We start from the raw sequence: 24,855 nt of genomic DNA, 5'->3' as shown, positions 1-24,855 counted from the left end.
TGGTTCATGACACGCGGGGATTAGTTGAGATGTGCTGTCCGACCCGCTTGACCAGCATCGCCATCTCGTAGGCGATGTGGCCGACGTCGGCGTCGGAGTTGGCCAGTACGGCAAGGCAGGTGCCCTGCCCGGCGGCCGTGACGAACAGGAACGCCGCCTCCATCTCCACGATGGTCTGGCGCACGTCGCCGCCGCCGAAGTGCCGCCCCGCGCCGCGGGCCAGGCTCTGGAACCCGGCGGCGACGGCCGACAGGTGCTCGGCGTCCTCACGGGCGAGACCACGGGAGTAGCCGACGGCAAGGCCGTCAGTGGACAGGATCACCGCCTGTCTGACGGCGCCCACCCTGGTCGTGAGATCGTCGAGGAGCCAGTTCAGCTCGCCGGTGTTCGCAGTGGGTGTCGTCATAGGTCCCCCTCCTGGGCTTCTTCTTCTCGGCCGCGCTCGGTGCCCCGCTGGAAGGCGGAGAACAGGTCGCGTACCTCGTCTGGCGATCTTTCTGGGCGTGACTCTGGCTCTGGCTCGGGGGCCTTCAGTTGCTGCGCGATGTTGGCCTGCCTTACCCGCCTCGGCAGACCCTTGTGGGTCGTGGTCGTGCCGCCGACCAGCGCAAGGGGTTTCCTGTCGCGCTTGGGCGGCTCGGCGGTCGGCAGTGCGGGCCGCTCCACCAGCAGACCGCGCGGGATCAGCACGATAGCGGTGGTTCCGCCGAACGGCGAGGCCCGGAGCAACACGCTCACGCCGTGCCTGGCAGCGAGCTTGGCCACGACGAACAGACCGAGCCTGTCGCTGTCGGCCAGATCGAACTCGGGCGGGGCCACGAGCAGGCCGTTCAGCCGCGCGTACTCGTCGGAGGAGAGACCGAGCCCCCTGTCCTCGATCTCGATCGCGTATCCGTTGCTGACCGAGTCGCCGCGCACCTGCACGATGGTGTCGGGCGGGGAGTAGAGGGTGGCGTTCTCCAGCAGCTCGGCCGCCAGGTGGACGAGGTCGGCCGCGGCGGAGCCGTCGAGCGCGGCCTGCGGCATGTGCTGGACGGCGATCCTGGTGTAGTCCTCGACCTCGGCGACGGCGGCCCTGACGACGTCGATCGCGGGCACCGGCCTGCGCATCGCCCGTCCGGGCGCCGAGCCGGACAGGATGATCAGACCCTCGGCGTGCCGCCGCATGCGCGTGGTCAGGTGGTCGAGGCGGAAGAGCTCCTCCAGCTCGTCAGGGTCGTGCGTACGGCGCTGCATGCCGTCGAGCAGGCCGAGCTGCCGGTGGAGCAGCCCCTGCTTGCGCCTGGCGAGGTTGAGGAAGACCAGGCTGATGCCGCGCCGCAGGTTCGCCTGGCCGACCGCGGCCTCGACCGCGGTGCGCTGCACGGAGGCGAACGCCTTGGCCACGTCGATGATCTCGGCGGCGCCGCTGACCTTGAGCGGAGGCGCTTCCTTCCTGACGTTGACGTCCTCGCCCGCGCGCAGCCTGGAGACCAGCCGCGGGAGCCGTACCTCGGCCAGGTCGAGGGCCGCCGTCCTGAGCCCCGCCAGCTCGGAGGACAGGCGGCGGCCGAACCTGACGGAGATGATGATCGAGGCGATGACGGCCAGCAGGCCGACACCGCCCGCCACCGCGATGCGCACGAGGACCGTGGTGGACACGCTCGCCGACCGCTCGGACAGGATCCGGGCGGAATTCGCGCCGAGCCGGTCGAGCTGCTTCGACACCTCGGCCACCGGCTCGGTCCACTCCTCGGTGTTGAGCGGCGGATCGCCTGAGATCGCGATCCGCGACTCGGCCTGAGTGAACCTGGAGAAGGCGGAGGTCGCGAAGAACTTCTCGTACGGCACGCGCAGCTCGGCGTCGAGCGTCGACAGCGCGCGGGTGTGCAGGAACTTGCGGGTGGCGACGTACTCGGTGAAGGCGGACGCCTCGGCCTCGGCCATCTTGCCGTTGGTGAGCACGGCGCCGACGAGCGCGCTCTCCCTGGAGATGATCTCGCGGGCGTTGCTCATCGCCTGGAGCGCGCTGGCCTGCTGGAAGATCGGCAGGTCGGGGACCGAGGTCAGCTGCTCGTAGAGGCGGAACAGCGTGTCGAGCAGCTGGTTGTAGGCGTTGATGGTGTGGAGGCGGGTCTCCAGGCCGGCGTCGAGCGCGGCGCGGATGGAGTCGAGCCTGTCGAGCTCCTCGGTGGTGTCGCGCAGCGTCTTCCGCAGCCGGTCGTCGTCGGTGGCCGCGACGGCCGCGCTGAAGGCGGCCAGCGAGGTGTCGGTGCGCTCGCGCTGCGCGGTGAGCTCGCGGCCGCGCTTGCCGCCCGAGGTCGCGGAGGCGGCCCGCTCGGACTGGAGCTGGAGCCCAAGGTCGGTGGAGGTGACACCGATGGTCTCGTACAGCCTGTTGGCACGGAGCAGGGCCTGGCCGTCGCTCACGGTCAGGTTGAGGACGAAGCCCCAGAGCGCGCTCAGGGACAGGAGCGGCAGGAGCAGCAACAGAAAGATCTTGAACCGAATCGACCGGTTTCTCGAGCTCATGTCCCAACCTCGGAGTACCGAGGCGATTTCCACGCTTTGTGTAAATACACCTCGGAAGATCGCACAGGAGACTAGCACCGATTATGTCTGTGGCGCAGTGGAGGAACGTGATGATTAGCGGGATTATCGGGGCCTTCGGGGGGAGTCGTGACACCGGGCTCTGATGAGGGCGTCCTGACCTGTGCTTTCGCGTCACGCTCCGGATCCGGTCGCTGACAGGTCCTCGGGGCGCCGAGCCGCCGACAAGGGTTCGGCCGCAGGACACCCGTCGTTCGCCGTGGCCTGACTAGGGTCCGTGGGCTGTGAGCGACAGGGATCCTTACTTCGACAACGCCAAGTACCTGGCCATCGTGCTCGTCGTCTGCGGGCACATGATCGAGGACCTGCGTGAGGAGCCGATCGCCCACGCGCTCTACTTCTACGTCTACGTCTTCCACATGCCGCTCTTCATCACCCTGAGCGGCTACCTGTCGCGCAACTTCACCTTCTCGTCGGGCAAGGCGAGGAAGCTGATCGCCACGCTCGCGGTGCCGTACGTGATCTTCGAGCTGGCCTACTCCGTGCCCAGGCTCCTGCTGTACGGCAAGCTGGAGCTGAGCCTGCTCGACCCCTACTACCTCACGTGGTTCCTGATGTCGCTGTTCCTCTGGCGGCTGTCCACACCGGTCTGGCAGCAGCTGCGCTGGCCGCTGGCCGTCGCGGTGGGTCTGTCACTGCTGTCGGGGACGAGCGCGCTGCCCGACGAGCTGTCGATGAACCGCACCCTGGGCCTGCTGCCGTTCTACGTGCTCGGTCTCATGCTGAGACCTGAGCACTTCGAGCTGCTGCGCAGGCCGTCCATGAAGGTCGTCGGAGGGGCGGCGCTCGCGGCGGGACTGGTGGCCGCGCTCGCCCTGCACGACCTCGTGCCGACGGAGTGGATCAGGTGGCGGCACGCGAACGGCGCGATCGGCGTGGACGACCTGACGGGCAGCCTGATCAGGCTCGGCATGCTGGCCGCGGGAGCGGTGCTCGTCGCCGCGTTCATGGCGGTGACGCCGCGGCGGCGCACCTGGTTCTCCGGCCTCGGCGCGGCGACGATGTACGCCTATCTGCTGCACGGGTTCGTGGTGAAGGTCGCCGAGCGCCTCGGCCTGGGCGTGCCGCTGTCGATCGCGCTCGGCGTGGTCGTGGCGACCGTGCTGTGCACGCCGCCGGTCCGCGCGGCCTTCGGATGGGCGGTCGAGCCCAGGATGTCCTGGGCGTTCACCGCTTTGCGGCGGCCCGTGCGATAGCCCGCAGCCAGAGCAGCCCGGCCACCGAGACGACCAGCAGGCCTCCCAGGTCTAGGACGGTGTAGAGGTGCACCTGGGTCTCGGTCACCTCGGGGACCCTGCCGATGCGGAGCTGGTCGAACTGCCACGATTTCCCGGTGAGGAGCAGGGTGAGCGCGATGGCGATGGCGTTCATCGAGTCCCACAACCCGTGCAGCAGGGAGACGCCCAGGTAGGCGAGCAGCACCCGGCCGGTGAGGCGGCCGCCGGCGCCGAACAGCACGCCGCCGGCGATCGCCGTCCACAGGCCGTGGCCGACCGGCGCGAGGACGCCCCGCAGCACCTCGGTCTCCACGAGCTGCGCCAGCGACAGGCCGGTGGGGGTGAACAGCGCGTTAAAGGCGTAGCCCGCGCTCTCGAAGGCCGAGAACCCGAAGCCGACCGTCGCACCGAGCACCAGGCCGTCCCTCATGGTGCGGCGGGCCATCTTCCTGGTCACGACCATCAGTGCGATCAGCTTCACGCCCTCTTCGATGAGCCCGACCCCGAGGTAGACCGCGAGGGACGGCCTGAGCAGCCAGCTCTCCAGCAGGGAGGCGCCGAGCACGCCGAGCACGCCGCCCACGACGAAGGCCGTGAACAGCAGCTCGACCGTGACCTCGGCGCTCCTGCCGCGCTCGTAGGCCCACACCACGAACGTCACCGGCACCAGGAAGCTGCCCAGCAGCACGAGAGTGGGAACGAGGTTGGAGTTGGACGTCCACTCGGTGACGACGAGGGTGGCCGCCCACAGGACGAACCCGATCAGGAAGATCCGCAGCCAGGGTCTCATCGCTGCAGCTCGGCCACCGCTCTGTAAGCCGCGCTGATCGCCGCGTCCGCGTAGGCGGCGGGGACGGAGTCGGAGTTGGCGATGGCGATCCTGCCGCACCGCCTGCGGGCGATGTCCGCGGGCAACGGCCCGTCGGGGTAGAAGTCGTTCCACGGCCTGCAGTACTCCGGCGCGTAGCCGTGGCCCCACCTGTTGACGGTGATCGCCTCGATGTCCCGCTCGGGTTCGAAGCCTGCCGCGCCGAGCAGGCGGGTGAGCTGGTCGCGGATGGTGTACTCCATGAAGCTGAACGGTGTATTGATCAGGACGTGCCGGCCGGCGACCGCGCCCTGGGACGGCGCCATCCCCGACTGCGCGGGAGTCGCGACCATGTGGACGTTGATCGGCTCGCTGGGGTCCCTCGAGCACGTGTAGCCCGGCATGCTGACCGGGTGGTCGAGCTCGGAGACACACCAGTAGGCGCCGGTCCAGCGCGTGCGGGTGACGCGCGCCCGCTGCCAGGCCGTCCAGTCGCGCAGCTGCACCGTGGCGTACAGCAGCGGCATCTTGACCGCCTTGCGCAGCGCCTCGCGCTGCTCGCCGGGCAGCTCCGGGACGAGATAGGGGATCACCATGTTCCAGCAGGCCATGATGACCGCGCCCGCGCCGACCGTCCTGATCGCGTTGCCGTCGAAGTAGCCGACCGTGGCGCTGGTGGCCTTGTCCGCGCCGCCGTCGTTGGCGACGGAGACCACCGGGCTGGAGAGCCTGAACCGCACCCGGTTGGCCGCCAGGTCGAGCTTGCCGTAGTCGAAGGCGGCGGTGGTGATCCCGTCCATGTCGGTCGCGTCGGTGAAGCCGGGGATCATCCTGCCGACCATCATCCGCACGAGCGCCTGGTTGCCCTCAGGGAAGTGATAGATGTCCGGGTCGTCCGCGTCCCACTGCTTGATCACGCTCGGCGAGTTGAACCTGGACGGCTTGTCGCGGTGCAGCTTGAGGCCCTGGAAGCCGGGATAGTCCCAGCCTTTGGCGCTGCCCCACGCGTCGATCGCGCCGAACGCGGTGGTGTCGTAGGCCCATTCGTCGCTCGACGTGGTCCTGAAGAACCGCTCCACGTCGGGGTGGACCCTGGCGACCTCGAGGAGATAGCGGGAGTAGGTGAGCGCGGCCAGGCGCTTCTCCTTCTGATCGCGTGACAGCCCGCGCAGGTAGTCGGGCGGGTTCTTGTAGAGCCTGACCAGGTCCCTCCTGGCCCGGTCCCCGATCGGCAGCTGCGCGGCCAGTCGCTCGGGGGTGAGCCCGCCGGTGAGCCTGACGAGCTTCTCGGTGGCGAAGCTCTCCCTGTCGCACATGACGCTGTCGGTCATCCCGAAGTCGCTGTAGAGCTTCCTGTCGAAGTACGTCCTGAACTTCGCCAGGTCGACGTCGAGCAGGTAGAGCAGGTTCTTGCCCTCGGCCGTCCACACCGAGGGCGCCTCGATCGACTGTGAGCCGCCGTACCCGATGAGCGGTCCCATGCGGCCCTTGGGGGCGAACACGTTGCGGCGCGCGTGCCCGCCGATCTCGTCGTGGTTGTCGAGGATGAGGACGCGGGCGTTCGGGTCGTTGCGCAGCCACTCGAAGGCGGCACTGACACCGCTGATGCCGCCGCCGACCACCACCAGGTCGTAGTTCTCGCCCGTGGGCCTGGCCTCTCCCGCGTACTGCCAGAACCTGTCGTCGCGGAGCGCGTGCGGGACGCTCAGCGCCGCAGGGGTGTTGCCCTGCAGTCCTGTCAGACCCGGGGGGAAGGCGACCTGGCCTGGGACCTCCAGGCGGTCGGTGCCGATCCGGCCAGGGGCGGCGGCGTCCATCCCGCAGCCCGTCAAGGATCCCAGGGCGGCGGCTCCCACGGCCATGGCCACGCCGTCGAAGAAGTCGCGGCGCGAGATGGGCCGGCTCATGCCGAGTTCGCGCGCCCGGCGAGGATTGATCTCCATGCCGCGATCATCACGAGAGGGGGAAAATGCCGCCCCATGGCGCGCGGCGTTCCCACGAACATTTTACGCGTATTCACCGATCTCCTCGGAGGTGTTTTCCCATGCCCTAGAAAGGAGGGAAGTCAGGGAAATGGAGAAAGCATGTTGAAAGCATTTTCCGGGATATGCGCGGTGCTGATATGCATTTCCGGATGTGGTCTGGAATCGACCGCGCGGGGGCCCGCGCCGAGCGCCTCCCCCATCCGGACCGCCGTCCGCGATCTCGGCGCGGCCCTCCTTCCCGCTCCGCCTGGCATGCGCGTCGCGTACGGTCCCGAATCGGGTGCTTACGGCACGCTCCGCGCCACCAGGGAGGGAGCGGCAGCCATGCGGCAGGGCACCTCGTGCGCGCCACGGCTGGACCTGGACCTCGCCGACGTGCGCACCGCCCCCGCCGCCGTCGTCGCCTACAGCTCCGATGAAGGCTCCGTCACCCAGGCGCTGGTGGACCTGCCGTCGGCCTACCCCGCGGAACTGCCCGCGGCGTGCGCCTCGTACCAGGCGGTCGTGGAGGGGGAGTCGGTCAGCTACGTCACCAGGACGATCGACCTGCCGCCGCTCGGTGACCAGTCGCGCGCCCATATCACGGCCGTCACCGGAGGCGGACAGAGTCTGGAGGTGGGCTCGGTGGTGATCAGGGTGGGAACAGTCGTGATGAGCCTGCTTGTAGTCGCACGAAAAGTGAAATACGCCGGTCTAGCCGACCAAAGCCGCGAAGCTTACGAAAAGTTGACGCTTGCCATGAATGGCGACGGAAGATGACAGAGAGCTGACAGGCCGTTGCCAGCTCGCCCCCCGAGGGTGGCTCTCACCCGATCCACTCTCTGGAGGCCGTCATGAGCAGCACCGCCACGAACAGCACCGACCTGGGGAACACCGTCCCGGGGAGCGCCGTCCCGGGGAGCGCCGTCGTCGCGGGCGCCGGTCCCGTGGGGCTGACCGTCGCCGCCGAGCTGCGCCTGCGCGGAATCGAGGTCATCGTGCTCGAACCGCTGCCCTCGATCGACCCGCGAGTCAAGGCCGGGTCGCTGGCGCCCCGCGCGGTCGACGCGCTCGACCTGCGCGGCCTGGCCGAGCGCATCCCCTCCTTCGCCCTCCCGCAGACGGGCGGGCAGCGGGTCCGGACGGGCGGGCAGCGGGGCTCAGGGCCGCGCGGGCACTTTGCGGGAATGTGGGTGCTCAGGGAGAGCGCCTACTCCTCGAAGGCCGCGACGCTCGTTCCTCAGCAGGTCCTCGAGGAACTCCTCGACGACCACGCCGCGGCCCAGGGCGCCGACATCAGGCGCGGGCACACCCTCACCGGCTACACCCAGGACGAGGAGGGCGTCACCGTCCAGGTCGAAGGCCCCGAAGGGCCCTACGAGCTGCGCGCGGGATGGCTCGTCGGCGCGGACGGCGGCCGCAGCACGGTCCGCAAGCTCTCCGGCGTGCCCTTCCCCGGCACCGACGGCGTCATCACGGGCTACCAGGCGCTGGCCGAACTCGACGACCCCGACTTCGCCCCCATGGGCTGGAACAGGCTGCCGGGCGGCCTGGTCGTCAACGGGCCGGTTCCCGGCAGGGTGCTGGTGGTCGAGTTCGAGGGGCCGCCCGCCGACCGCGACGCCGCCATCACCGTCGAGGAGTTCCAGTCCACCCTGCGAAGGGTCAGCGGCAGCGAGGTCACCGTCCTCGAAGCCCGGTCGCTGACCCGCTTCACCGACAACGCCCGCCTGGCCGAGTCGTTCGTGATCGGCAGGGTCGTGCTGGCGGGCGACGCCGCCCACGTCCACTCGCCCTTCGGGGGGCAGGGGCTCAACCTCGGCCTCGGCGACGCGTTCAACCTGGGATGGAAGCTGGCCGCGGTGATCAAGGGGGAGGCGGGGCGGGAACTGCTCGACACCTACACCGCCGAGCGCGGACCGGTCGCCGCAGGAGTGCTGAAGAACACCAGGGCGCAGGTCGCCATGATGCGGCCGGGGCCGTACGCCGACGCGGTGCGCGAGCTCTTCGCGATGCTGCTGGAGGCGGACGACGCCAACAGGCGGCTGACGGATCTGATCTCAGGGGCGGGCCTGCGCTACGACCTCGGCTCGGCCCACGACCTCGTGGGGCGCTTCGTCCCCGATCTGACGGTCAAGACCGCCGAAGGGTCCTTCAGGGTGGCCGAGCTGATGCGGTCGGGCAGGGGGCTGCTGCTCGTGCTCGACGGCAGGGCCGTACCCGAGGAGTGGGCGGGCCGGGTGGAGACCGTCAGGGGCGCCTGCGAGGCGGCGCCCGCCGACGCCCTGCTGGTCAGGCCCGACGGGCACGTCGCGTGGGCGGCAGGCGACGGCTCGCTCACCGAGGCGCTCACCACCTGGTTCGGCCCCGCCTGACGGCCCCGCCTGAGGCCGCCGCCTGACGGTCCTGTCCGACGGGCCTGTCCGACGGTCCTGTCCGGCGGCCCGTCTGGCGGGCCGCGGGGCCGGTCACGGGGAGGCGGTGCGCGGGCGGTGCGTGGCCCGTCAGCGGCCCCGGCGACTCTTCACCCATGACGAACACCACGAAGCACGTCCTGATCTCCGGTGCCAGCCTCGCGGGGCCCGCCATGGCCCACTGGCTTCTCAGGTACGGCTATGCCGTCACCGTCGTCGAGCGGGCCCCCGCCCTGAGGGAGGGCGGCCAGGCGGTCGACTTCCGCGGCGAGGCGCACATGACCATGCTGGAGCGCATGGGCATCCTCGAGGAGGTCCACCGCCGCCGGACCGAAGGCGGCCCGCTCGTCTTCATCGACGCCGAGGGGAGGCAGCAGCTGAGCCTGCCCGCCTCCTTCACCGGCGGCAACGTCGAGATCACCCGCGGCGACCTGTCGCACCTGCTCTACGACCTGACGAAGGACAGGGCCGAGTACCTGTTCAACGACTCCATCGCCGCCATGACCGAGACCGCCGACGGCGTCGACGTCGTCCTCGACAGCGGCAGGAAGGGCAGGTTCGACCTGGTCATCGGTGCCGACGGGCTCCACTCCAACGTCCGCAGGCTCACCTTCGGCGAGGAGTCGCGGTTCCTGAAGAGCTCCGGGTACTACGCCGCCCTGTTCGACGCGCCCAACCACCTCGGCGTCAGCGGCAGGTCGCTCATGTACAGCGAGCCGGGCCGCGGCTCGCTCGTCTACGCCGCCGAGGACGGCCAGGACAAGATCACCGTCGTGTGCGTCTTCGCCTCGGACTCCCTCGACTACCACCACCGTGACGTCGCCACCCAGAAGCGGCTGCTGGCGCAGGCCTACGAGGGGGCGGGCTGGGAGCTGCCGGAGCTGCTCTCCCACCTGGAGGAGTCGGACGCCTTCTACTTCGACTCGATCAGCCAGATCCGCATGGACCACTACACCAAGGGCCGCGTCGCGCTCATCGGCGACGCCGGGTACGGCGCCACGATGGGGGGCATGGGCGCGGGCATGTCCCTCGTCGCCTCCTACGTGCTCGCCGGCGAGCTGGCGGCGGCCGGCGGCGACCACACGGTCGCCTTCGCCCGGTACGAGGAGCAGATCCGCGGCTACGCCAAGGCCTGCCAGCGGGTCGCCGAGGGCGCGGGCGGGTTCTTCGCGCCCAAGAACGTCCGCCGCCGCAACCGCATCTACAAGGTGCTGGCCTCGAGCTTCCTCATCGGCTTTCTCGACAGGCTGAGCACCAAGGCGGCCAACTCCATCAAGCTCAAGGAGTACGCGCTGCCCTCATGAGAGGCGGATCAGGACGGGCTCGTTTCCGCAGATGAGGGTCTTGGCCACACTCTGGGGAGCCGCGGATGCGAACATGCCCTGTAACCATCGACCCTCTCGAACCACTTCTCTGTGTCAGCACACCCGAGACATGAGGGAGTTGGGCGGTGACCGATGAGCGAGAACGGTTCATCACCATCTATGACGAATGCCGCCAGCGCGTGTGGGCGTACGTGGTCGCGCGCGCCGGCAGGCAGGTCGCCGACGAGGTGGTGAGCGAGACCTTCGCCATCGCGTGGCGCAAGCTCGACCGGCTGCCCGCCCACGCGCTGCCGTACCTGCTGGGGATCGCCAGGAACGTCCTGCGCGACAACATCAGGGACGAGATCAAGCGCGAAGGGCTCAACCGGGAGCTGCGCGAATGGGTCTCGGGCGACGTCGCCGACCAGGTGGCCGAGCGCCTCGGAGTCCTCAAGGCCATGGCCAGGCTCACCCAGGACGAGCGCGAGCTGCTCATCCTCGTCGCCTGGCAGGGACTCTCGACCCGCGACGCGGCCAAGGTCGTCGGCTGCTCGGCGCCCGCCTTCAAGGTGCGCCTCCATCGCGCGCGCAAGCGCCTGCAGCGCGAGATGGAGCAGCCCACCGCCCCCGCCATGTCCAGGCTCGGCCTCAAGGAGGAGTGGTCATGAACCCGATCGACGAGCTGCGCGCCGCCCGCCCCGCGCACCTGGGTGACGTCCCTGTCGACGAGCGGACCAGACGGTCCGAGCTCGCCCACGCCATGTCTCCCACCATGTCCCACGGCACGCCCTTCCGGCGCCGCACGAAGCCGCGCCTGGTGTGGGGGCTGGGCCTGGCGGGAGCCGCCGCCGCGGCCACGGCCGTCGCCGTCCTCGCCGCGGGCACCGGAGGAGGTACGGCGCCGCGCGCGCCGTCGGCCGCGCCCGCGTCCAGCGCTCCGGTCAAGCTCACCGCCCAGCAGGTGCTCCTGGTCGCCGCCATCAGCGCCGAGCGGCAGCCGGCCACGTCGGGCGAGTTCTGGCACACCGAGACGCTGGGCAGGAACCTCGTCACGGCCCCGGACGGCTACGTGATGGTGATGGAGCAGCGCAACGAGATGTGGGTCGGCAAGAGGGGGCAGTGGTCCCGCTCCCAGTACCTCGGCGCCAAGCCCGCCACCGACGAGGACAGGGCCAAGTGGGCGGCCGCGGGCTCGCCCGCCGAGGTCGAGATCGCCGTGCCGGGCAAGCCCGTGGGGAGAACCCTCCCCCTGGCCGCCAACAAGCCGTACACCGGCCACCACGCAGGCAAGGAGGTGTTCTGGCTCGGCCGCAACGTCACACTCGCCGACCTGGCCGCGCTGCCGGACGACGAGGTGGGGCTGAAGGCCTGGCTGCTGAAGTACTACGAGGGCAAGAGCACCGAGTCGGACGCGCCCATGGCCGAGGACGCGTGGCTGTTCCAGGTGACCGCAGGGCTCATCACCGACATGCCGGTCAGCGCCAAGGTGCGCGGGGCCGCCTTCCGGATGCTGGCCGCGCTGCCGTCCGTCACCGCCGTGGGCGAGGTCACCGACGCGCAGGGGCGATCCGGTACGGCGATCGCGATGGAGACCGAGTCCCACATCGGCGGCGCCGACGGCCGCAAGGGTCTCCTGCAGGACCGGCTGATCATCGACGAGCAGACGGGCGTGGCACTCGGCCGCGAGAGCGTCGTGGTGAAGCCGGGCGGGTTCCAGGCCGGCCTGGAACCCGGCACCGTGTGGAACAGCGCCACCGTCGTGCGCGCGGAATGGACCGACTCCCGTACCTCCTGACCGCTCCTGCCCGGGGCGTTCCCGATGGGGGACGCCCCGGGGAGGGGTCGCGCGGTCACGGCTTGCGGGCCACCGCGCCGTAGGCGTCGATCGGCGCGACCGCGACCGCGCTCTCCGGCAGCCTCCAGTGCGAGATGGGGGCCAGCCCCGGCTCCACCGGCTCCAAACCCGTGAAGCATCCGGCGAGCTGGTCGAGCGTGCGCAGGTGGTACGGCACGGCCCCGGACTCGGCGAGCTTGTCGCTGCCCTCGTTGACGGCCTCGCCGGTGTCGGTGCCGTCCCACAGCACCAGGTGGCTGCCCGAAGGGACCGCCGCCATCACCCTCGACACGATGGATCGCACCTCGTCGAGGTCGGCGACGTAGCCGAGGACGCCCATGAACATGACCGCGATCGGCCTGGTGAAGTCCAGCACGTTCCTGGCGTCGGAGACGATCTGCTCGGGCTCGTGGTAGTCGCCGTCGACGTATGTCGTCACGCCCTCGGGGGTGGTGTTGACGAGCAGGGCGCGAGCGTGCACCAGGACCAGCGGGTCGTTGTCCACGTACACGATGCGCGAGGCGGGCGTGATCGCCTGGGCGATCTCGTGGGTGTTCTGCATGGTCGGCAGGCCGGTGCCGATGTCGAGGAACTGGTCGATGCCCGCCTCGGCGGCCAGGTAGGTCACGGCGCGGTGCAGGAACTTCCTCGACTCCGTGGCCATGGTCACGATGTCGGGGTAGACCTTGGCGACGGCGTCGCCCGCGGCGCGATCGGCCTCGAAGTTGTCCTTGCCCCCCATCCAGTAGTTCCAGATGCGCGCGGCATGGGGGATGTCGGACTTGATCCGGGCGGCCAGGTCCGACCGAGGGTGAGGGGGCTGCTCGCCGGCCATGCTGGTGCTCCTGAGAAAGGTCGCTGGTGGAGTGGCGCTGGAAGTCAGCGGAGTGGCGCTAGAAGATCGTACGGTTCCATGGCCGTCCGGGGGAGCGTATTGATGGGGAATCCACCCCTTCCTCCCGGAGTCCGCGAAGTTTTCTCCCTGGGCTGTCAGACGGGAGTCCCGGCCACGACGCCCCCTGGCCGGACGACGATCGGGCCGGTCGGACCTCGCTCATCCACGTCCGACTTGCCGCTGGTTGCGATTGACCGGTGGATTTGGGTGTTTTGGTAGTGGAGTGGAAGTTGATCACCTAGGCTGGCGACCCGTGCGCAAAAGATCATGACGGCCACTCGCCCCTGAGGGGCTCGCGTCCCGCTCGATGTGCGGCAAGACGCCGGTGGCCGGCCATGCGCGCACCGGATCGTCGGGATCGGCCGTGGCACGGGGAAGCGTTTGTCGCCCCGGTTCCTTCCCGGCCGAAAGAGAAAGCAGCACCGCCCTCTCCGTTGGGCGGTGCTGCTTTCTGGTTCCAGGCTCCAGCAAGCCAGTTAAAAGGGACGTGCAACCACAAATCGGTAGAAAGATTCATGGATTCTGGTCGAGGAGAGGAGGCCACGGTGAGCCACACCCCAAGGCTGCGGGCGCCGCTGCCCGGTCTGCGCCTGCGGCCGCCCGGACGGGACGGCGGCCTGATCGTCGCCATCGTGATCTCCGCGCTGTGCGCCTCCGGCCACCTGGCCTGGCTCATGACAAGGACCGGCGGAACCCTCACCGACCTGGCTCTGCCGCTCGCCGTCGCACTCGCGCCCCTGCCCGTCCTGCTCGTCGTCGTGCTCGCGATCGACCAGCTCACGCCGAAAGTGCGGCTGAACCTCGTCTTCGCGTTCGCGTGGGGCGGAGGGGTCGCCTTCCTCGCCGCCACCGTCCTCACGAGATCCACCGCCGGCGGCGCGGCACCCCTGTTCGAGGAGATGGCCAAGGGGACGGCGCTCCTGTGGCTGATGTGGTGGCGCAGGAGCGCGATCACCTCGCTGACCGCCGGCATCGTCCACGCCGCCATGGCGGGCCTCGGGTTCGCGACCGTCGAGAACGTCGTCCACTACCTCGCCGCGTTCGCGCAGGGAGGCCGGGACGACCTGCTCACCATGATCGTCCAGCGGGGGCTGGGCATGGGGATCGCCCATCCCCTCTGCGCCTCGCTGATGGGATTGGGGATCGCCTACGCGGTCGTCGCCCGGGGCGGGACGAGGCTCCCGATCGCCCTCGCGACCTGCGCGGGCGCCGTCCTCCTCCACATCCTGTGGAAAGACGCGGTCTTCTCCGCCACCGGCGCGGACGGGCGGAAGCAGGCCTACGTGGTGTGCGCGGCGGTCGTCCTCGTGCTGACCGCCGTGATCGTCACCGAACACCGGCGGCTGGTCGCCGCCATCGGCCGCCACCTGCCCCGCTACCAGGACACAGGAGCGGTCACGTCCGACGACGTCGACATGCTCTCGTCGGGACGAGGCCGCTGGCAGGCCCTGCACCAGGTCCGGACGCCGCCGGCCCGCCGCGCCATGGCCGACTACCAGCGGGCCGCCACCGAACTGGTCATCCTGCACCAGCGGGCCGAACGCGACAACGTACGGCCCGGCGTCCGCGACCGCGACGACCGGCTGGCGGTCATGACAGAGGCCCGGGCCCGCCTCCGCGCGTCGGCTCTGTGATCGGGGCCCCGCCGCGGGGTTCGCGGCGACGTCCCGCATGCGGGATGGTGGAGTCGAGCCGATCGCGGTGGGTCCGCGAGACCTCCGGCGAACCGACCATCTCCTCGAGGACGGAGCCACGGAACTCATGGCGGAACAGGACGGACAGGGAGCCCAGGCGGGAGACGAGCGGCGGCTGGCCGTCGACCTCTTCAACGGGGTGTGGCGCATGCTGGAGAAGGAGGGCCGCACGGTCGAGGACGACGACCGGATGCTGCACATGGCGCACGCCTCCCGCTACCACTGGGGCGAGATCGGCGCCCCGGTCAATCGCAGCAGGGGCGAATGGCAGTGCTCACGGGTGTACGCGGTCCTGGGCCGCGCCGAGCCTGCCCTCCACCACGCCCATCGTGGCCTGGACATCTGCCGGGCCCACGGCATCGGGGACTGGGACCTGGCCTTCGCGTACGAGTCGCTCGCCCGCGCCAGCGCGGTGGCGGGGGACAGGGAGCAGGCCAGGGTCTGGACCGAGCAGGCGCTGGCCGCCGCCCGGGCCATCGCCCAGGACGAGGACCGCGAACTGGTGCTCGCGGACCTGGAGACCATCCCGGGCCAGCCCCGCTTCTGGTAACCGTCACTCACGACATGCCGCGGGAAGATCTTTCGGGCTGAGCCGTACCCGCTGTGCGGCGCAGCCAGTAGGCGGCGACCGCGGCGGCCAGCAGCGCGCCCCACAGCGGGTACGGCCAGAGCAGCAGCTGGAGCAGCTCCCCCCGCTCGACGGCGTTGACCGCGAGCCCCGTCGAGGCCAGGCAGCACGCCCCCGCGACCAGCCCGCCGGCGACGACGGGCAGCCGCACGGGGACGGGACGGCCGCGGTAGACCGGCACCCAGCGTGGGAACACCTCGCCCCACCTGCTGACGAGCCCGAGCGTCAGCGCCGCGCCGATCAGCGCGCCGATCGCGATGACCACACCCTGCAGCCGGGTTCCCGGGTCCATGTGCGGGCCGGTCAGGGCGGAGTCGGTGGGCCACGGCGTCAGCCAGGTGAGCCGGTACAGCGCGTAGGGCAGCGGGCACAGCGCCGCCCCGATGGTGGCGACGCGACCCCACCGGGCGACGGACTCGGGACGGAGCAGGCGCGGCCGCTCGCCGCTCCCGAACGCCTTCACCGCGATCGTCAGCCACACGGCGAAGGCCGCAGCGTTGGCCGCCGTCCAGCCCAGCCGCCCCGCGTAGGAGGCGAAGTTCGCGACGATGTTGCCCGCCGTGAGCCTGACGATGTCGAGCGAGATCACGCCGGTGAAGGCGCCGGCGGACACCAGGGCGACCAGCGCCGCGAGCCCGGCGTAGCCCGACGGCCTCCCGCGGACGCAGGCCAGCACCACGACGCCGACGAGCACGACGGGCCCCAGCAGCGCCATGCCGTACGCCAGTGCCGACATGATGCCGGCGTCGGACATCACCACGCCGAAGAACAGCACCTGCGCGGCCGCTCCCACCCGCACCACCGGCAGGGGCGCGAAGACCAGCGCCAGCCCCACGAGCCCGGCGGCGACCGTCATCGGGCCCGCCACCCCGTGCTCCATCAGGTGCGACAACGACACGGTCACGCGGTCACGGGCGCCGAAGGGATAGCTGGACGGGGTCGTCCACCACAGCATCCCGACGGCGGTCACCGCGAGCGACAGGATCGCGCCGAGTATCCGATCAGTTCTCGTCATGTCACCCCACGCTAGGAACGAGCGGATCGGTCCACCTCCCCCTGCCGAGGGAGGCCGCGCGGCGGGCCGTCGGCTAACGTCGGGCCTTGTGAGAGGCCTCGTCGCCCGCGCCGTGGGGGCGGGCACCTACCAGCTGCTGGGCGCCGCGCTGCTGACCCCGGTCGCGGTGGCGCTCGGCCTCGTGATCCTGTCCGAGCTGACGCCGGGACGCGTGCTGATGCTGTGGGCTGCCTGCCTGCCGGCGTCGGTACTGCTCGCCACGGTGCCGCTGATCCGGCGCATCGAGACGGCCGCGCTGGCGGAGCTGCTCGGCGTCGACGTCCCCGAGCGTGCCGACCGGCTCTACCTGGCGGTGCTGACGAGCCTGCACCTGTACGGCGGCGCCACGCTCAGCGCGGGCGTGCTCCTGCTGTCGCCAGGACTGGTCCGCCTCGGCGACCAGGCGCGCGAGGCTCCAGGCGACCGGGCGGAGGTCCTCCTGCTCACCGCCGCCGTGCTGGTCGCGCTGGTCGCCTCCGGTTTCGGCCAGCGGTGGGCGGCGGGCCGGCTGCTGCGCGCCGAGCCGTCCCGCGCGCTGGAGGAGCTCGGCCGCCGTCAGACCCTCGCCCTGGAGCTCCACGACTCGGTCGGCCATGCCCTCAGCGTCGTCCTGGTGCAGGCCATGGCCGCCCAGGCGGCGCTGCGGCGGGTACAGGCGGGCGTCGAGGTGGCCGACCAGTCGCTCGACCACCTGGTGACAACGGCCCGCGACGCGCAGCAGGACCTCGACGTGCTGCTGCGCGTGCTGGACGACGGCGACGCCGCCGAGGCGCCGACACTCGACTCGCTCGACTCGCTCACCCGCGGCCTCGACGTGCACGCGAGCGTCGGCCGGCTCGACCGCGTCCCCGTCCCGACCTCGCGCGCCGCCTTCGCGATCGCCAGGGAGGCGCTCACCAACGCCCTGCGCCACGGACGCGGCCCGGTCACACTCGGCGTCGCCGTCGGTGACGACCTGGTCCTGACCGTCGACAACGCGTCGGCGGGCACGACGGGAAGGCAGGGGCGCGGCCTGACCGGCATGCGCATGCGCGCCCGTCTGGTCGGCGGGACCTGCACACACGAGGAGGTGGACGGCACGTGGCACATCCGGGCGACGCTGCCCCTGTGATCCGCGTCGTCCTGGCCGACGACGAGAAGCTGATCCGCTCGGGATGGGCGACGATGCTCTCCGTCCACGACGACATCGAGGTCGTCGGCGAGGCGGGCGACGGCCGCGCGGCCGTCGAGGCGGGCGCGGGCGCGGACGTGGTGCTGATGGACATCCGCATGCCGGGCATGGACGGGCTGGCCGCCACCCAGGAGCTCGCCCGCCGCTCGCCCTCGACGCGGGTCGTCGTGGTCACGACGTTCGAGAACGACCAGCTGGTCTGGGGCGCCCTGCGCGCAGGCGCCGCCGGCTACGTGCTCAAACGCGCGCCCGCAGGGGAGCTGGTGGACGCCGTCCGGCTGGTCCACTCCCGCGACGCGGTGCTCTTCCCCGACGCGCTGCGCCGCATCGCCTCCCCTCACCACGGTACGGCGAAGCGGCACGCGCACGCCGAGCTGACCCCGCGCGAGCTGGACGTGCTCCGGCGCATCGCGCTCGGGCAGAACAACGCGGAGATCGCGGCGACGCTGTACGTCTCGAAGGAGACGGTCAAGACGCACGTCCGCAACGTCCTGGACAAGCTCGGCGCTCGCGACCGCACCCAGGCGGCCGTCCTCGCCTACGAACGGGGCCTCGTCTTCCCCGGCGGAACCTGCGACCAGGGCCTCGCCCCCGGTGGGGGTGGCCGAGAACGCTAGTCTGACCTTCCCGGTCAGCCAAGGAGCGGATCGCTTGTCGTACGGTCGAGAGAGACAGGTGAGGGGAGGACCGACGTGGTCCCAGGCTGCGGCAACTGCGATTGCTATGTAGACGACCGAGTGATCTTCAGGCCGCCGGACGAGCGCTGAGCGGGCGACCATGGCGGAGGGGCCCTGTCCTCGACCGGTCTCTCCGCCGCCTCGCCCGGTAGCGCCTCGCACCTCCCGGCTGCTCCCGATGTCCGCCATCGGCAGCGATCCGGCTCGCGGACACCGGCTCGCGGACACCGGCCCGCGGACACCGGCCCGCGGACACCGGCCCGCGGACACCGGCCCGCGGGCCCGTGAGGGTGGTTCGGATCCCCGCCGGCGGAGGCCTCAGAGGATCAGAGCATGACGTGGGACTCGGGGTGTCCGACGAAGGAGAACTGGGCGACCCTGTTCAGCTTGATGTCGTCGGCCTGCCACGTGTGCATGGACGAATCCGCGCTCCTCCAGTACACGAAGTTGAACCGGTCGCTCGAATAGATCTTGACCTTGTCCTCCTTGAGGCGTCGCACCAGGTGGGTGTCCTCGCCCCGGGTGATGTCCGCGAAGCCGTACGAGCGGAACATGTCCGCCGTGCCGAGGAACGTGCCGCCCTGCACCAGCCACGTGTATCGGTGTTCGAGCCCGGGCAGCCGCAGCATGGTCGTGTTGGTGCCCTCGAAGTACGTGTAGTGGGCGCCCTTGCCGACCAGTTCGGCCTCGGAGTAGTCGAACGCCCGCACCAGGTCGGACAGGTAGTGCTCGCCGTACAGGTTGTCGTCGTCCATCTTGGCGACGAGCTCGCCGTCGGCGGCCGCGATGCCCATGTTCATGCACGCGCCCAGTGACATCTCCGCCGAGGCGGGCAGGACGACGACGTCGGAGATGCCCGCCATGCGGGCCTTGTCGGCGACGACGACGGGGTCGATGTCGAGGCCGTGCAGGACCATGACGAGCTGGAGCGGCCGGTGGCGCTGCTTGGCGACCGAGCTGATGGCGTGCTCGATCTGCGCGGCGCGGTTGGTGGGCAGGACGACGGAGATGGAGCGCGAGCGAGACTGCGTCGGGCGCCCCATGAAGCCGAGGATCTGGTCGACGCGGTGGGAGAACAGGTGCTTGTCGAAGACCTCGCGCATGGCGAGGTGGCCCATGCGGGCGCGCAGCTCGGGGCTGTTGATCAGGTGGAGCACCTGGTTGAAGGACTCGATGGGCTCGCGGGCGATGGGAACGAGCGGGCCGAAGGTCTCCTCGATCGCGCGTGACCAGCCGGAGACGACGGGGGTGGCGCAGGCCGACAGCTCGAAGACGCGGCGCGCGCACATGGTGGGCGAGTCGAGCACCGAGTTGACGTTGAGGAAGACCTTGTACATGCGGTAGGCCGCGAGCATCTGGTCGTAGGGCAGCTCGCCGACGATGTGCGGCTCGTACTTCTCCGGCCACGCGTACTTGTCGTCGACGGAGCCGTTGCGCGCGAAGATGTGCAGGCCGAGCTCCCTGATCGGGTCGATCACGGTCTCCATCTGCTCGCGGCGCTCGGGGTGCTTGTCGCGGAAGTACATGCCCGCGAAGACCACGTCGTGCAGGCGGCCCTGCTTCTGCTGGATGGGGTTGTGCACGCGCGGCTGGGCGGCGAACTGCAGGACGTCGACCCGGTCATGTCCCAGAACTTCACGATATTTCGGGACCATGTCGCCGTCGCACGTGAACACGTAGTCGAACAGCCTGGCCGTGTCGATGAAGAAGTCGAAGTTGGGCGGGTCCTCCTTGTTCCAGAAGACCGTCGGGATGCCCTCGGCGCGGCACCATTCGACCAGGTCCTTCAGCTCCTGCTTGGGCGCGTTGGTCCCGGTCATCTGGTAGCGCCAGCGGCCCTGGTTGCCATGCCAGGCCGACTCGCAGAACAGCAGGTCGGGCCGCTTCTCCTCGAAGATCGCCGGCCAGTCGCGCAGCCCGAACTCGATCTGGTCCCACTCGTAGCGGAACGCCATCCTGGAGAAGTCGTCCAGGATGACCGCGACCTTCAGGTCGGGCCTGTTGACGGGCCCCGTCGGCCACTTGACCGCCGGCACCTCGACCAGCGGAGGGCGCTTGCCCGCCACCTCGGTGACCTCCGAGACGGGTGGCGGCGCGGCGGGCGCCTTCTCGTGCGAGCGCACCGCCGCCACGACCTTGCCAGGGCTCTTCGACGTCAGCGCCTCGCCCAGCTTGAACGAGCGCTTCGCCTGGGTGGCCTGGAGTTTCCACGTGGAGTACTCGGCGCGAGCCTCGGCGATCTCCAGCCGCCGCCGCAGCTCCCTGATCTCCGCCTCGTATCTCTCGACGAGCTTGCGCTCCTCAGGGAGCCAGTTGATCGGCCCGAGTCGCTGGAAGGTCGGCTCTTCTGAAGACATCCGCTCGCCCTAACGTCAAAGGAGGTCTGTCATGGTACGGCTACAGCCGCCCGTTTCGTGAGGCAGGCGAGAGGTTCTCCCCCTTCAGCCATGACGCCACGACCCGGGCGATCCTCGGTCCGGAGGCGCCGTCCCACAGCACGGGCAGCTCGCCCGCAGGGGTCGCGGCCCCGTCGGACAGCGCCTTGGACGCGGCGGCCGGCAGCCCCGCGGGCGTGACGAGCTTGTTCGTGCCGTGAGTGACGGTGATCGGCCGCTCGGTGTTGGGCCTGACGGTGAGGCAGGGCACGCCGAGCATCGTCGTCTCCTCCTGCACGCCGCCGGAGTCGGTCACGACCAGCGCCGCGCCCCGCACCAGCGAGAGGAAGTCGACGTAGCCGAGCGGGTCGACGACCTTGACGTTCGGCCCGTCGACCAGCCCGACCGCGGCCAGCTGGGCGCGACCGCGCGGGTGCATCGGCACCACGAGCGGGATCTGCGCGGCGACGTCGAGGACGGCGGAGACGAGTTCGAGAGCGGCCTCGGGACTGTCCACGTTCGCGGGCCGGTGCAGCGTGGCCACGGCATAGCGAGAAGGTATGCCGAGCCGCTCGACGACGGGGGCGGGGTCGAGCGAGGGAAGCGCGGCGAAGAGGCTGTCGATCATCGGGTTGCCGACCAGGTGCGTCTTGGCGGCGGGCACGCCTTCCGCGGCCAGGTACGACAGCGCCTCGGGCGAGGTGGCGAACAGCAGGTCCGACAGGGAGTCGGTGACGATCCTGTTGACCTCCTCCGGCATGCCGCGGTCGAAGGATCGCAGCCCCGCCTCGACGTGGGCGGTCGGGACGCCGAGCTTGGCGCAGACGAGGATGGCGGCCAGCGTGGAGTTGACGTCGCCGTAGACGATGACCAGGTCGGGCTCCTGCGCCATGAAGACCTCTTCGAGGCCGACGAGGAGGGCCGCGGTCTGCTTGGCGTGGGTCCCCGATCCGACCCCGAGGTTGGCCACCGGAGAGGGGAGACCGAGGTCGGCGAAGAACACGTCGGACATCAGCGCGTCGTAGTGCTGACCGGTGTGGATGATGCCCTGTCGCACGCCCAGCTCGTCGAGCCCGCGGACCACGGGGGCGGCCTTCACGAAGTTGGGACGGGCGCCGAGGACATGGAGGACCAGGGGGTTCTCCCTCATCTACCTCGCCTTTCATAGCGGAAGGGGAAAAACGTTGCCTATGGTACGGTCACCGCGTGGTATCCGACGCCAGACCAAAGGTTTCCGCCAAGTCGGCCAGGGCCGGAGTCGGTGGACTTCTCAAGGGCTTCATCCAGCACCCCGTCATCGTTTCCCGCGTCGTCTTCGCGAAGGTGAAATCCGACCCCGTCCGGGTCGCGCAGGCGGCGGCGGACGCGCTTCCCCCGAAGCTGCGTCCCGTCGTGGGAAAGGTCGCCTGGCCCGCCGCCCGCAAGGTGCGGCGCGCCGTCCGCAAGGTCGGCATGCGCGTGGTCAAGGCGCCGTGGAACGACGCGAAGGCGTACTGGGACGCCGGGCGCGTCACCGAGGCGGCCGAGGTGCTGGAGCCGCACGCGAAGTACCCCTTCGTGAAGCGCAGGGCCGCCTACTACCGGGGCGAGCTGGCCGCGATCAGCCCTGACCCGATCCCGCCGCGTCCCAAGGTGGCGGTCGGCGAGCGTGTCGCGGGCAGAGTCCTGCACATGGTGACCAACGCCCTGCCGTACACGCAGGCGGGTTACACGGTGCGCACGCACAGGATCGTGACCGCGCAGAAGGAGAAGGGCCTCGACCCGCACGTCGTGACCAGCTGGGGCTGGCCGATGCTGCAGGGCCACGCGGACGCCACGCCCTTCGAAGAGTTGGACGGCATCCCGTACCACCGGCTGCTGCCCGATGGCAGGCAGGAGATGCCGTTCGAGACGCGCGGGCGGATCATCCTGGGCGCCGAGCGGGTCACCGAGCTGGTCGCCAAGCTGCGGCCGCAGGTGCTGCACGCGGCCACCGACCACCGCAACGGCTCGATGGCGCACGCCGTCCGCGAGCGCACCGGCACGCCGTTCGTCTACGAGGTGCGCGGCTTCCTGGAGGAGACCTGGGCCTCCCGCGACCCGATCCGCATCGGCAGCCAGCGCCACGTGCTCCAGCGCGATCGCGAGGCGTTCCTGATGCGCGAGGCCGACGCGGTGGTCACGCTCGCCGAGACGATGGCGCAGGAGATCGTCGAGCGCGGTGTGCCGCGCGAGAAGATCCGCCTGGCGCCCAACGCGGTGGACGACTCGCTGCTGACCGCCGACTACGACGGCGCGGCCTTCCGCAGGTCGATGGGCATCGGAGACGACGAGATCGTCGTCGGCTCCGTCTCCAGCATCGTGGCCTACGAGGGCTTCGCGACCCTGCTGAGGGCGGGCGCGTTGCTCAGGAACGACATCAGGGTCCTCATCGTCGGCGACGGCACCGAGCGGGACAACCTGCTGGAGCTGGTCGAGGAGCTCGGGCTCACGTCCGCGATCCTGCCGGGCAGGGTCGGTCCCGAGGAGGCGCTCCAGGCGCAGGCGGCGATCGACATCTTCTGCTGCCCGCGTGAGGACCTGCGCGTCTGCAGACTCGTTACGCCATTGAAACCCGTCGAGGCGATGGCGCTCGGCAAGCCCGTCGTGCTCAGCGATCTGCCCGCGCTGTCCGAACTCGTCGGCTCCGAGGGCGCGGGCCTGCTCGTCCCGCCAGGCGACCCGGAGGCGCTCGCCAAGGCGCTGTCCGAGCTGCGGCAGGATCCCGCCAGACGAGCTGTGATGGGTGAGGCCGGAAAGGCGGAGGTGGCGGCAAAGCGCACGTGGAGCCGCGTTGCCGAGACTTATCGTGACCTTTACCGATCTCTTGCCGACCAATGACCTACAAGTTCGCTGTCTGTTCTGACGGGTTCGGTCGCATTAGGCGTGAGCTAGGTGGACTTGAGATAACCTTTGCGACCATGAAGTGTTCTAAGGCGATGTCGTGACGGATTTCGACCTGGCGGTAATCGGCCTGGGTTACGTCGGCATGCCGCTGGCCAAGGAGGCCGTCGCGGCAGGCCTGCGGGTCGTCGGCGTGGACGTCGACCCCCGCAAGGTCGACGCGCTCAACGCCGGTCAGTCCTACATCGACGACCTGACCGACGCCGACCTCGAGCACATGCTGGCCAACGGTTTCAGCGCCACGCTCGACGAGGCGGTACTGGCCAACAGCAACACGATCGTCATCTGCGTCCCCACGCCGCTGGACGAGGACCACCGTCCCGACCTGTCGGCCGTCGAGGGCGCGACCAAGTCGGTCGCGCGCAACCTCACGCGGGGCACGCTCGTCGTCCTTGAGTCCACGACGTACCCGGGCACCACCGACGGGGTGGCCAGGCCGCTCCTGGAGACCTCGGGTCTCGTCGCAGGCGTCGACTTCCAGCTCGCCTTCTCGCCCGAGCGCATCGACCCGGGCAACCCGAAGTACGGCCTGCGCAACACGCCCAAGGTCGTCGGCGGCTTCACCGACACCTGCCGCGACCGGGCCGCCGCCTTCTACGGCCAGTTCATCGAGCAGATCGTGCCCGTCAGCGGCACCCGCGAGGCCGAGATGGCCAAGCTGCTCGAGAACACCTACCGGCACGTCAACATCGCCCTCGTCAACGAGATGGCGATCTTCTGCGACGAGCTGGGTGTCGACCTGTGGGAGGCGATCGAGGCCGCGGCGACCAAGCCGTTCGGCTTCCAGAAGTTCCTTCCAGGTCCCGGCGTCGGCGGGCACTGCATCCCGGTGGACCCCGGCTACCTGTCCTACACGGTTCGCAAGCTCGGCTATCCGTTCAGGTTCGTCGAGCTGGCGCAGGAGATCAACGAGCGGATGCCGTCGTACGTGGTCAACCGCGTACAGCGCCTGCTCAACCGGCACAAGAAGGCCGTGAACGGCTCCAAGGTGGTGCTGCTCGGCGTCACCTACAAGCCGGACATCGCCGACGAGCGCGAGACCCCCGCCCTGCCCGTCGCGCGGGCGCTCCTGGAGCTGGGCGCGGAGCTCACGTTCGTGGACCCGCACGTCAAGAAGTGGTCGGTGGACGGCACCGAGGTGCCGCGTGAGGAGGACCTGGCCGAGGCCGTAGTGAACGCGGACGTGACGCTGCTGCTGCAGCAGCACGCCGCCTTCGACCTCGACATGGTCGAGGACAAGGCCAGGCTCGTGCTGGACACCCGAGGCGTGCTCGCCGAGGGTGAACGCGTCGAGCGGCTGTAGCGACAG

Annotated in this window: 20 protein-coding genes; 12 read left to right on the top strand and 8 right to left on the bottom strand. The window is 70.2% G+C overall.

The window, feature by feature from the left end; translation table 11 throughout:
* Nucleotides 1-4: 4 nt before the first annotated feature.
* On the bottom strand, nucleotides 5-406 hold the full coding sequence (locus tag AC3EO4_RS20435) for a roadblock/LC7 domain-containing protein (protein WP_358129306.1): 402 nt from the start codon (nucleotides 404-406) through the stop codon (nucleotides 5-7).
* Nucleotides 403-2,511 carry a sensor histidine kinase gene (locus AC3EO4_RS20430; protein WP_431897116.1) on the bottom strand — a complete coding sequence of 703 codons (2,109 nt, stop codon included), beginning with the start codon at nucleotides 2,509-2,511 and terminating at the stop codon, nucleotides 403-405. Before AC3EO4_RS20430 ends, AC3EO4_RS20435 begins: the two co-directional genes overlap by 4 nt.
* Before the next feature lie 302 nt (nucleotides 2,512-2,813).
* On the opposite strand from AC3EO4_RS20430, the gene AC3EO4_RS20425 reads away from it, so the two are divergent.
* Nucleotides 2,814-3,785, top strand: coding sequence for an acyltransferase family protein (locus AC3EO4_RS20425; RefSeq protein ID WP_431897114.1), 972 nt, complete (start codon nucleotides 2,814-2,816; stop codon nucleotides 3,783-3,785).
* Here the strand turns inward: AC3EO4_RS20425 and AC3EO4_RS20420 are convergent.
* Entirely contained in the window at nucleotides 3,757-4,596 is an 840-nt protein-coding gene (locus AC3EO4_RS20420; RefSeq protein ID WP_379574883.1) for a PrsW family intramembrane metalloprotease, read from the bottom strand. The two genes, AC3EO4_RS20425 and AC3EO4_RS20420, sit on opposite strands and share 29 nt — an antisense overlap.
* A complete protein-coding gene (locus tag AC3EO4_RS20415; protein WP_431897112.1) occupies nucleotides 4,593-6,557 on the bottom strand; it encodes an NAD(P)-binding protein in 1,965 nt (654 codons plus the stop codon). The genes AC3EO4_RS20420 and AC3EO4_RS20415 overlap by 4 nt, the downstream gene beginning before the upstream one ends.
* 366 nt (nucleotides 6,558-6,923) lie before the next feature.
* Between AC3EO4_RS20415 and AC3EO4_RS20410 the strand changes: the two genes are divergently transcribed.
* From AC3EO4_RS20410 to AC3EO4_RS20390, 5 genes are all read left to right on the top strand, one after another.
* Complete coding sequence (locus tag AC3EO4_RS20410; protein ID WP_379574881.1) at nucleotides 6,924-7,358, top strand: hypothetical protein; 435 nt, start codon at nucleotides 6,924-6,926, stop codon at nucleotides 7,356-7,358.
* A 74-nt stretch (nucleotides 7,359-7,432) separates the two neighbouring features.
* Complete coding sequence (locus AC3EO4_RS20405) at nucleotides 7,433-8,953, top strand: FAD-dependent monooxygenase (RefSeq protein ID WP_431897110.1); 1,521 nt, start codon at nucleotides 7,433-7,435, stop codon at nucleotides 8,951-8,953.
* Nucleotides 8,954-9,108: 155 nt separating this feature from the next.
* Nucleotides 9,109-10,296, top strand: coding sequence for an FAD-dependent monooxygenase (locus tag AC3EO4_RS20400; protein WP_431897108.1), 1,188 nt, complete (start codon nucleotides 9,109-9,111; stop codon nucleotides 10,294-10,296).
* Between the two features lie 146 nt (nucleotides 10,297-10,442).
* Nucleotides 10,443-10,964, top strand: a complete 522-nt coding sequence (locus tag AC3EO4_RS20395) for an RNA polymerase sigma factor (RefSeq protein ID WP_379574878.1) — start codon at nucleotides 10,443-10,445, stop codon at nucleotides 10,962-10,964.
* Nucleotides 10,961-12,091, top strand: a complete 1,131-nt coding sequence (locus tag AC3EO4_RS20390; protein ID WP_431897106.1) for a CU044_5270 family protein — start codon at nucleotides 10,961-10,963, stop codon at nucleotides 12,089-12,091. Before AC3EO4_RS20395 ends, AC3EO4_RS20390 begins: the two co-directional genes overlap by 4 nt.
* Nucleotides 12,092-12,146: 55 nt before the next feature.
* Here AC3EO4_RS20390 and AC3EO4_RS20385 read toward each other — a convergent pair whose 3' ends face one another.
* Nucleotides 12,147-12,965, bottom strand: a complete 819-nt coding sequence (locus AC3EO4_RS20385) for an SAM-dependent methyltransferase (RefSeq protein ID WP_379574876.1) — start codon at nucleotides 12,963-12,965, stop codon at nucleotides 12,147-12,149.
* A 605-nt stretch (nucleotides 12,966-13,570) separates the two neighbouring features.
* Here AC3EO4_RS20385 and AC3EO4_RS20380 point away from each other — a divergent pair.
* Together AC3EO4_RS20380 and AC3EO4_RS20375 are read left to right on the top strand one after the other, a co-directional pair.
* Nucleotides 13,571-14,659 (top strand): PrsW family intramembrane metalloprotease, encoded by a 1,089-nt coding sequence (locus tag AC3EO4_RS20380; protein WP_379574875.1) that lies wholly within the window; start codon nucleotides 13,571-13,573, stop codon nucleotides 14,657-14,659.
* Nucleotides 14,660-14,786: 127 nt separating this feature from the next.
* The gene (locus AC3EO4_RS20375) at nucleotides 14,787-15,269 is read left to right on the top strand and encodes a hypothetical protein (RefSeq protein WP_379574874.1); all 483 of its coding nucleotides are present in this window, start codon (nucleotides 14,787-14,789) and stop codon (nucleotides 15,267-15,269) included.
* 7 nt (nucleotides 15,270-15,276) lie between these two features.
* Here the strand turns inward: AC3EO4_RS20375 and AC3EO4_RS20370 are convergent, their stop codons facing one another.
* The gene (locus tag AC3EO4_RS20370; protein ID WP_431897104.1) at nucleotides 15,277-16,362 is read right to left on the bottom strand and encodes a hypothetical protein; all 1,086 of its coding nucleotides are present in this window, start codon (nucleotides 16,360-16,362) and stop codon (nucleotides 15,277-15,279) included.
* 88 nt (nucleotides 16,363-16,450) lie between these two features.
* Between AC3EO4_RS20370 and AC3EO4_RS20365 the strand changes: the two genes are divergently transcribed.
* The gene (locus AC3EO4_RS20365; protein ID WP_431897102.1) at nucleotides 16,451-17,512 is read left to right on the top strand and encodes a sensor histidine kinase; all 1,062 of its coding nucleotides are present in this window, start codon (nucleotides 16,451-16,453) and stop codon (nucleotides 17,510-17,512) included.
* Nucleotides 17,509-18,189 (top strand): response regulator transcription factor, encoded by a 681-nt coding sequence (locus AC3EO4_RS20360; protein WP_431897100.1) that lies wholly within the window; start codon nucleotides 17,509-17,511, stop codon nucleotides 18,187-18,189. Before AC3EO4_RS20365 ends, AC3EO4_RS20360 begins: the two co-directional genes overlap by 4 nt.
* A 386-nt stretch (nucleotides 18,190-18,575) precedes the next feature.
* On the opposite strand, the gene AC3EO4_RS20355 is transcribed toward AC3EO4_RS20360, so the two are convergent.
* Nucleotides 18,576-20,606 (bottom strand): glycosyltransferase family protein, encoded by a 2,031-nt coding sequence (locus tag AC3EO4_RS20355; RefSeq protein ID WP_431897098.1) that lies wholly within the window; start codon nucleotides 20,604-20,606, stop codon nucleotides 18,576-18,578.
* A 40-nt stretch (nucleotides 20,607-20,646) separates the two neighbouring features.
* Nucleotides 20,647-21,774: a non-hydrolyzing UDP-N-acetylglucosamine 2-epimerase gene (gene wecB / locus AC3EO4_RS20350; RefSeq protein ID WP_431897097.1), complete on the bottom strand. Its 1,128-nt coding sequence runs from the start codon at nucleotides 21,772-21,774 to the stop codon at nucleotides 20,647-20,649.
* Between the two features lie 56 nt (nucleotides 21,775-21,830).
* Between wecB and AC3EO4_RS20345 the strand changes: the two genes are divergently transcribed.
* Both AC3EO4_RS20345 and AC3EO4_RS20340 read left to right on the top strand, forming a co-directional pair.
* Entirely contained in the window at nucleotides 21,831-23,483 is a 1,653-nt protein-coding gene (locus AC3EO4_RS20345) for a glycosyltransferase family 4 protein (protein ID WP_431897095.1), read from the top strand.
* Nucleotides 23,484-23,586: 103 nt separating this feature from the next.
* Nucleotides 23,587-24,849, top strand: a complete 1,263-nt coding sequence (locus AC3EO4_RS20340) for a nucleotide sugar dehydrogenase (protein ID WP_379574867.1) — start codon at nucleotides 23,587-23,589, stop codon at nucleotides 24,847-24,849.
* The last annotated feature ends 6 nt before the right edge of the window (nucleotides 24,850-24,855 follow it).

The organism is Nonomuraea sp. bgisy101, assembly GCF_057708945.1.
The sequence above is the reverse complement of the archived record's forward strand: the minus strand, read 5'-3'. Positions and strand labels throughout refer to the sequence as shown.